Origin of the sequence: Halomonas flagellata, from assembly GCF_022487945.1 — a bacterium.
Taxonomy (GTDB): Bacteria; Pseudomonadota; Gammaproteobacteria; order Pseudomonadales; family Halomonadaceae; genus Halomonas; species Halomonas flagellata.
Genome location: NZ_JAKVPY010000051.1, coordinates 1 through 8,623, shown reverse-complemented (window position 1 = coordinate 8,623; position 8,623 = coordinate 1). Strand labels below are relative to the sequence as shown.

Annotated in this window: 8 protein-coding genes and 1 pseudogene; 6 read left to right on the top strand and 3 right to left on the bottom strand. The window is 68.7% G+C overall.

The window, feature by feature from the left end; translation table 11 throughout:
* The coding region (locus tag MKP05_RS20865) for a thiamine pyrophosphate-binding protein (RefSeq protein ID WP_240570081.1) at nt 1-751 on the bottom strand (751 nt) is incomplete at its 3' end.
* A 240-nt stretch (nt 752-991) separates the two neighbouring features.
* Here MKP05_RS20865 and metK point away from each other — a divergent pair.
* The 4 genes from metK (at nt 992) to MKP05_RS20845 (ending at nt 5,749) form a co-directional block, all read left to right on the top strand.
* Complete coding sequence (metK, locus tag MKP05_RS20860; protein ID WP_240570080.1) at nt 992-2,212, top strand: methionine adenosyltransferase; 1,221 nt, start codon at nt 992-994, stop codon at nt 2,210-2,212.
* A 93-nt stretch (nt 2,213-2,305) separates the two neighbouring features.
* Nucleotides 2,306-4,006: an NAD-dependent DNA ligase LigB gene (gene ligB / locus MKP05_RS20855; protein ID WP_240570079.1), complete on the top strand. Its 1,701-nt coding sequence runs from the start codon at nt 2,306-2,308 to the stop codon at nt 4,004-4,006.
* A 65-nt stretch (nt 4,007-4,071) separates the two neighbouring features.
* Complete coding sequence (ahcY, locus tag MKP05_RS20850; protein ID WP_240570078.1) at nt 4,072-5,481, top strand: adenosylhomocysteinase; 1,410 nt, start codon at nt 4,072-4,074, stop codon at nt 5,479-5,481.
* Between the two features lie 106 nt (nt 5,482-5,587).
* A complete protein-coding gene (locus tag MKP05_RS20845) occupies nt 5,588-5,749 on the top strand; it encodes a helix-turn-helix domain-containing protein (RefSeq protein ID WP_240570077.1) in 162 nt (53 codons plus the stop codon).
* Here the strand turns inward: MKP05_RS20845 and MKP05_RS20840 are convergent.
* Nucleotides 5,710-6,648: an AEC family transporter gene (locus MKP05_RS20840; RefSeq protein ID WP_240570076.1), complete on the bottom strand. Its 939-nt coding sequence runs from the start codon at nt 6,646-6,648 to the stop codon at nt 5,710-5,712. The genes MKP05_RS20845 and MKP05_RS20840 overlap by 40 nt on opposite strands.
* Nucleotides 6,649-6,801: 153 nt before the next feature.
* Here MKP05_RS20840 and metF point away from each other — a divergent pair, with 153 nt between their 5' ends.
* Both metF and sodC read left to right on the top strand, forming a co-directional pair.
* A complete protein-coding gene (gene metF / locus MKP05_RS20835) occupies nt 6,802-7,644 on the top strand; it encodes a methylenetetrahydrofolate reductase [NAD(P)H] (RefSeq protein ID WP_240570075.1) in 843 nt (280 codons plus the stop codon).
* 122 nt (nt 7,645-7,766) lie between these two features.
* Nucleotides 7,767-8,306, top strand: coding sequence for a superoxide dismutase [Cu-Zn] SodC (sodC, locus tag MKP05_RS20830; protein WP_240570074.1), 540 nt, complete (start codon nt 7,767-7,769; stop codon nt 8,304-8,306).
* Nucleotides 8,307-8,393: 87 nt separating this feature from the next.
* On the opposite strand, the pseudogene MKP05_RS20825 reads toward sodC, so the two are convergent.
* Nucleotides 8,394-8,623 (bottom strand): annotated as a pseudogene (locus MKP05_RS20825) (TRAP transporter permease); the annotation flags it as partial.

Genomic DNA, 8,623 nt, shown 5'->3' with positions numbered 1-8,623 from the left:
CGCCGAAGCCGATGACGGTCTGGCAGATGATCAGGCTGGGCTTGTCGTCGTGCTGCTTGGCCAGTTCGATGGCCGCCTGGATCTCTTCCGGCTTGTGGCCGTCGACCCGGGGCACCACGTGCCAGCCATAGGCCGCGAAGCGCTGGGCGGTGTCGTCGGTGAACCAGCCCTCGACCTCGCCGTCGATGGAGATGCCGTTGTCGTCGTAGAAGACCACCAGCTTGCCCAGGCCCTGGGTGCCGGCCAGCGAGGCGACCTCGTGGGAGATGCCCTCCATCAGGCAGCCGTCGCCGACGAAGCACCAGGTGTGGTGGTCGACAATGGGGTGGCCGGGGCGGTTGAACTGGGCGGCGAGGGTCTTCTCGGCCAGCGCCATGCCCACGGCGTTGGCCAGGCCCTGGCCGAGCGGGCCGGTGGTGGTCTCGATGCCCGGGGCATAGCCGAACTCGGGGTGGCCGGCGGTCTTGGAATGCAGCTGGCGGAAGTTCTGCAGCTGCTCGAGGTCCAGGTCGTAGCCGGTGAGGTGCAGCAGCGAGTAGAGCAGCATGGAGCCGTGGCCGTTGGAGAGCACGAAGCGGTCGCGGTCGGGCCACTGGGGATCGGCCGGGTTGTGCTTGAGGTGGTCGTTCCACAGCACCTCGGCGATGTCGGCCATGCCCATGGGGGCGCCGGGGTGGCCGGAGTTGGCCTTCTGGACGGCGTCCATGGAGAGGGCGCGAATGGCGTTGGCCAGTTCGAAACGGGACGGCATGGGGTAGCTCCTCGCCTGCGGCAGAATAAGCAATGGCACTGCCGGGCCGAGGGGACTGGCCGGGCGTGCGCTCTGGCTGGGTGACGCCGCGAGACGGGCGGCGTGATCGAAATCGGGCGCCTATTGTCGCCGACTTGACGTTCGGCATCAAATGGCGGGTGTCAGCAGATAAAGGTAGGGTGTAGACTTCGCGACTGCCTATTGCCGTTAATTGCCGTTACAAGAAGGGTCGAGGACGCCATGAGCGAATACTCCCTGTTCACTTCCGAGTCCGTGTCCGAGGGCCATCCGGACAAGATCGCCGACCAGATCTCCGATGCGGTGCTCGACGCCATCATCGCTCGCGACAAGCACGCCCGGGTGGCCTGCGAGACCCTCGTGAAGACCGGCGTGGCCATCGTCGCCGGCGAGATCAGCACCTCGGCCTGGGTCGATCTCGAGGAGCTGGTGCGTCGGGTGATCCTGGACATCGGCTATACCTCATCGGATGTCGGCTTCGACGGCGAGACCTGCGGCGTGCTCAACCTGATCGGCAAGCAGAGCATGGACATCGCCCAGGGCGTGGACCGGGCCAAGCCCGAGGACCAGGGGGCCGGCGATCAGGGGCTGATGTTCGGCTATGCCACCAACGAAACGGATTCCTACATGCCGGCGCCGATCCACTATGCCCACCGGCTGGTGGAGCGCCAGGCCGAGCTGCGCAAGCACGGCCTGTTGCCCTGGCTGCGCCCGGACGCCAAGAGCCAGGTGACCTTCCGCTACGACGCGAACGGCAAGCCCTGCGGCGTGGACGCCGTGGTGCTCTCCACCCAGCACGATCCGGGCATCGACCAGGAGGAGCTGCGCAAGATGGTGCGCCGCGAGATCATCGAGCAGGTGATTCCCGAGGCGTGGCTCACCGACTCTACCAAGTACCACATCAATCCCACCGGCAAGTTCGTCATCGGTGGCCCGGTGGGCGACTGTGGCCTGACCGGGCGCAAGATCATCGTCGACACCTATGGCGGCATGGCCCGCCATGGCGGGGGGGCCTTCTCCGGCAAGGACCCGTCCAAGGTCGACCGCAGCGCGGCCTATGCCGGTCGCTACGTGGCCAAGAACCTCGTCGCCGCGGGGCTGGCCGACAAGTGCGAGATCCAGATCTCCTACGCCATCGGCGTGGCTGAGCCCACCTCGATGTCGATCAACACCTTCGGCACCGGCCGGATCGACGACGAACGCATCATCGAGCTGGTACGCGAGCACTTCGAGCTGCGGCCCAATGCCATCACCCGCATGCTCGACCTGCTGCACCCGATGTATCGCCTGACCGCGGCCTATGGCCACTTCGGCCGTGAGCCCTTCGAGACCAGCTACACCTGGACCGACACCCAGGGGCAGGAGCAGACCGAGACCTTCCTGGCCTTCCCCTGGGAGAAGGTCGACAAGGCCCAGGCCCTGCGCGAAGCCGCCGGCCTGTAGGCGATCGCCTACAGCAAATGACAGGCCCCGCCGGCTTCGCCGCGCGGGGCCTGTTGCTATGGTCAGGGCACCGCTTCGCCGAGGATGTCCGCCATGCCTATCCTGCTGAGTCTTGTCGTCTGGCTGCTGGCCACGCCGGCGGCGGCCGCATCGGGCCCGGCCGATGCCTGCCCCGACTGGCCCGTGGCCCGCGCCGAGCGAGAACTGACGGTTCTGGAGCGCCGCCTGGCCGAATGGGACGACGCCTACTATCGCCGCGGCGAATCGCTGGTCAGCGACGACCTCTACGACCAGGCGCGGGACCGTTTCGCGCTGTGGCGGCGCTGCTTTCCCGAGGCGTCGTCGGATGCCGCGGTCGAGCCCCCGCCACCCCGGGCGGGCGGTGCCCTCTCCCACCCGGTGCCCCAGACGGGGCTGGCCAAGCTCGCGGGCGAGCACGAGGTGCGCGGCTGGCTGGCGCGCCGCGATGACGCCTGGATACAGCCCAAGGTGGACGGGGTGGCGGTGACCCTGGTCTACGAGGAGGGCCGGCTGGTCAGGGCGATCAGCCGCGGCGATGGCCGCCATGGGCAGGACTGGACCCCGGCCGCCCGACGCCTCCCCGCCGTGCCGAAGCGACTGGCGGCGCATGGTTCGCCAGTGCTCCAGGGCGAGCTCTACCTGCGGCTCGACGCCCATGTGCAGGCCGAGCAGGGCAGTGCCGGGGCGCGCAGTGAGGTGACCGGATTGATGGCCAGGGACACCCTCGGCGACGCCGATGCCGCCCGTATCGGGCTCTTCGTCTGGGACTGGCCGAATGGCCCGACGACCATGGGCGAGCGTCTCGCGGGCCTGGCCGAAATGGGGTTCACCGGCAGCGCGGCCCTGACCCATCCGGTCGATTCCCTCGCCGAGGTCCGGCACTGGCGGGAGGCCTGGTATCGGGGGCCGATGCCCTTCGCCACCGACGGCGTGGTGCTGCGTCAGGGCGGTCGCCCGGCCGGCGGCCAGTGGCGGGCCGAGCCGCCGGACTGGGCGGTGGCCTGGAAGCATCCTCCCCGGGAGGCGCTGGCCGAGGTGCGTGGCGTCGAGTTCCGCGTCGGCCGCACCGGGCGCATCACGCCGCTGCTGCACCTGGTCCCCGTGCGACTGGATGGTCGCGTCATCCGCCGGGTCAGCGTCGGCTCGCTCGCGCGCTGGCGGGAGCTGGACATCCGCCCCGGCGACCGGGTGGCCATCACCCTGGCCGGTCTGACCATTCCACGCCTCGAGGGCGTGGTCTGGCGGGGTGCCGAGCGTGCGCGGGTGACGCCGCCCGACGAGACGAGGTTCCATGCCCTGAGCTGCTGGCGACCGACCCCGGGCTGCGAGGAGCAGTTTCTCGAGCGGCTGGCCTGGCTCGGCGGCCAACAGGGGCTCGACCTGCCGGATATCGGCCCCGGCACCTGGCAGGCGCTGCTGGATGCCGGGTTGCTCGGTGACCTGCTGGCCTGGATGGCGCTCGACCCCGTGGCGCTGGTCGAGGTGCCGGGCATCGGCGAGACCCGTGCCAAGCGCCTGGTGGAGAGCTTCGCCCTCGCTCGTGACCGGCCTTTCGCTGCCTGGCTGTCGGCCCTGGGGCCACCACCGGGGCTCGAGCTCGGGGAGGATGCGCGCTGGGCCGGGCTGGCCACGCGTTCGGCAGCGGCATGGCGCAGGCGGCCCGGCATCGGCCCGGAGCGAACCGAGGGGCTGGTCAACTTCTTCGCCCATCCCGAGGTGCAGCGGTTGGCGGGGCGTCTGGGCGAGGCCGGCGTCGAGGGCTTTGCGCGTTGATTGTCGGTGTCTTCGTTCCCTGCCTATAGTGAAGAGCACGCTTTTCGCACGAGATGAGGTGACGCATGAGCCAGTCCGCCGTATCCGCCTTGCAGGCCCAGGACTACAAGGTGGCCGATATCGCCCTCGCCGACTGGGGCCGACGCGAGATCCGCATCGCCGAGACCGAGATGCCGGCGCTGATGACGATCCGCGAGAAATACCGTGAGCAGCAGCCGCTGGCCGGTGCGCGCATCGCCGGCTGCATCCACATGACCATCCAGACCGCGGTGCTGATCGAGACCCTGATCGACCTGGGCGCGACGGTGCGCTGGTCGTCGTGCAACATCTTCTCCACCCAGGACCATGCCGCGGCGGCCATTGCCGCCGCCGGCATCCCGGTGTTCGCCTGGAAGGGCGAGACCGAGGAGGAGTTCTGGTGGTGCATCGAACAGACGGTGGAGGGCCCCGACGGCTGGGCGCCCAACCTGGTGCTCGACGACGGCGGCGACCTGACGGCGCTGTTGCATGAACAACGCCCGGCGCTGCTCGACGCCATCCACGGCATCAGCGAGGAGACCACCACCGGGGTGCATCGCCTGCAGGAGATGCGGCGCGACGGTACCCTCAGGGTGCCGGCGATCAACGTCAACGACGCCGTGACCAAGTCGAAGAACGACAACAAGTACGGCTGCCGCCACTCGCTCAACGACGCCATCAAGCGCGGCCTCGACCACCTGCTGGCCGGCAAGCAGGCGCTGGTGGTGGGCTATGGCGACGTGGGCAAGGGCTCGGCGGCCTCGCTGCGCCAGGAGGGCATGATCGTCAAGGTCGCCGAGATCGACCCGATCTGTGCCATGCAGGCCTGCATGGACGGCTTCGAGGTGGTCTCGCCCTATGTCGACGGCATCAACCGCGGGGCGCAGAGCGTCGACCGCGCCCTGCTGGCGAGGATCGACCTGGTGGTCACCGCCACCGGCAACATCGATGCCTGCGACGCTGCCATGCTCGCGGCACTGAAGAAGGGCGCGGTGGTCTGCAACATCGGCCACTTCGACAGCGAGATCGACACCGCCCACATGCGCCGCCAGTGGCACTGGGAGGAGGTCAAGCCCCAGGTGCACAAGATCTATCGCGACAGCTCCCCGGGCGACTTCGACCCCGAGAGCGACGACTACCTGATCCTGCTCTCCGAGGGGCGCCTGGTGAACCTGGGCAACGCCACCGGCCATCCGTCGCGGGTCATGGACGGCTCCTTCGCCAACCAGGTACTGGCCCAGCTCCACCTCTTCGAGCGGCGTTTCGCCGAGCTGCCCGCAGGCGAGAAGCAGGCGGCGCTGACGGTCACCGTGCTGCCGCGCCACCTCGACGAGGAGGTCGCCCGCTACATGGTCGAGGGCTTCGGCGGGGTGATCACCCGCATGACCGAGGCTCAGGAGCGCTACACCGGCGTGCCGGCCCAGGGGCCCTTCAAGCCCGACAGCTATCGCTACTAGCCTGTACCCACTGACATGGCGACCCTGCCGGGTCGCCTTGTGCCTCCCCGTCCGGCCGATCACGCGAGATTCGTCATGACCGTGGCTCGCCCCACCATCGAGGCGCGTGCCTATCCCGACCGCCAGCCTCACCGAGATCGCCCTGGCCTGCGGCTTCGCCGATGCGGCGCATTTCTCGCGGGTCTTCCTGGCGCGGCATGAGCTCTCCCCGCGGCAGTGGCGCGGCCTTCAGCGCAGGCCGGTGAGCCACAGCAACCCCGCCAGATAGAGCGGGATCAGCAGCGGCGCGGCCAGGGTGGTCAGGAGCACGGCGATGGCGCCCTTCTCCGGGCGGATCGAGAGTTCCATCGCCACCACCACCACGTTGGCGGCCATCGGCACCACGCCGACCAGCAGCAGCGCCGCGGCCAGCTCCGTCGAGATCCCCAGGGTGGCCTGCAGGGCGAGCACCGCGATGCCGGCGAGCAGCGGCCACAGGCCATAGCGAACGACCACGCAGGCGCCGATGAAGCGCATGTCGAACTCCCTGATGGAGACCCGGCCCAGCGTCATGCCGATGATCATCATGCCCAGCAGGGTGTAGGTCGACGGAAAGACGTCGAGACCCGCCATCACCGCGGCCGGTACCCTGAGCCCGAGGCCACTGACCAGCAGCGCCGCCAGGAAGGCATAGATCAGCGGCAGGCGGACGATCCTGGCCAGGCTCTGGGCCACCGAGAACTGTCCCCGGGCGCTGAGGTAGAAGCCCACCGTGAATTCGTAGAGGGTGATGCCCAGCAGGCAGAACAGGTATTGGGTCACGCCCTCCGGCGGCAGCAGCACCATGGCGACGGGCAGCCCGAAGTAGCCGGTATTGCCGGTGCCGGCGGAAAACGCCAGCACGGCGGCCTCCTGGGCGGGGAAGAAGGGCCGCGCCAGGCGGCCGACCGCGATGGCGAGCAGGCTGGCCGTCACGAACAGCCCCAGGGTCAGCAGCAGGTAGCCCGGGGTGGGGCCGCCCAGGGTCAGGCCGCGAAAGAAGGTCAGCGGGGCGACGATGTAGATCAGCAGGGTGGCGATGGGGCGCGGGTCGATGGCCAGGCGTCGCGCGCACAGCCAGCCCAGGCCGACGAAGGCGAGCAGCATCCACAGGGGGCCCAGCAGGGCACCGGGATCGATGGTGTTCATGCAACCTCCCTGTCGAAAGCGCCATGATGCCTGCCCCTGGCGCCGAGGCCAACTTGAATGAAATCGATAGGGCACCGCGAATCTTTCATTGGAGACGACGACCCGGAGTCGTCACAATGGCCGCATCATGCAGCCGTTTCATGAGGATCCCCGATGAGCACGCAGGAACACCCGCTGGGCATCAGCTTCGAGTTCTTTCCGCCCAACACCGATGCGGGGCGCGACAAGCTGATGGGAGTGCGCGATGCCCTGGCGGAGCGGCGCCCTCGGTTCTTCTCGGTCACCTATGGCGCCGGCGGCTCCACCCAGGATCGCACCCTGCATACCGTGCAGGCCGTACGCCAGTCGGGCATCACCACCGCACCGCACATGTCGTGTATCGGCAGCGAGAAGGCGCGGTTGCGCGACCTGCTCACCCGCTACCGGGAGGCGGGCATCGACAGACTGGTGGCCCTGCGCGGCGACCTGCCCTCGGGGATGGGCGGCATCGGCGAGCTGCGCTACGCCAACGAGCTGGTCGAGTTCATCCGCGCGGAGACCGGCGACCACTTCGAGATCGCCGTGGCCGCCTATCCGGAATCGCACCCCCAGGCCCCCAGTTTCGAGAAGGACCTGGAGAACTTTGCGCGCAAGATGAAGGCCGGGGCCGACTTCGCCGTCACCCAGTACTTCTTCAGTGCCGATGCCTATTTCCACTTCGTGGAGCGTGCCCGTGCCCTGGGCGTGGAGGCGCCGATCGTGCCCGGCATCATGCCGATCACCAACTACACCAAGCTGGCGCGTTTCTCCGACGCCTGCGGCGCCGAGATTCCGCGCTGGATCCGCAAGCAGCTCGAAGCCTATGGCGACGACAGCGAGGCCATCGCCGACTTCGGCGAGGAGGTCGTGTCGCGGCTTTGCCAGCGGCTGCTCGATGGCGGCGCCCCGGGGCTGCACTTCTATACCCTCAACCAGGCCAAACCGACCCTGAGGGTACTGGATAACATTGGTTGCTGAACCAGGCGTGGCCAACCCTGAAGATTCTCGACAACCAGGCCAGATCCCTTCTGGCGGCTTTCCGGCCCAGTGTCTAGCCTTGTTCCTGCTTATCCATGGAATCAGGAATCAGGAGACGCTAGATGCGCCATGCCATTCTTCCGGGAGTTGCCGCTGCCTCCCTGCTGCTGGCGACCGCCAGCAGCCATGCCGATGAACCCCTCGAGGTCGAGATGCACCGGGTTGGTTCCGATGGCATCGAAGCGTCCGTCGGCACCATTACCCTGCAGGACAGCGACCACGGCCTGCTGTTGACGCCCGACCTGAGCGAGCTACCACCGGGCATCCATGGCTTCCACGTCCACGCGAACGCCAGCTGCGAGCCCGGCGAGGACGACTCGGGGCAGGCCGTCGCCGCCCGGCAGGCCGGCGGCCATTACGACCCCGACGAGACCGGCAGCCACCAGGGGCCCTACGGTGACGGTCACCGCGGCGATCTGCCGGTGCTGACCGTCGACGGCGATGGCCGGGCGACGCTGCCGGTGCTGGCGCCGCGACTCGGCCTCGACGACATGGAGGGGCGTAGCCTGATGCTCCACGCAGGAGGCGACAACTACGCCGACGACCCCCAACCGCTGGGCGGCGGCGGTGGGCGTATGGCCTGCGGCGTGGTCGGGTCCTGAGCGATTGATACCGGACGAGGGTAGCGAAGGAAAAAGGGCCCCGCCATTTGGCGGGGCCCTTCTGCTGATGCCGGAATGGCGTGAGGGTCAGCCGGAGGTGGCCGGTTTGGCACCGCCGCCGTGGGTGCCGCGCTGGAGCATGAACAGCCCGCCACCGATGGCCAGTCCCGCGACGTCGGTGTAGATGCCGCCATAGATCATGAACATGGCGCCGAGGAGCATCACCAGGCGCATCCACACCTTGACCGGCCCGAAGAACCAGGCCTGGACGGTGGCGGCCAGCAGCACGATCCCCAGGGTGGCGGTCACCCCGACGC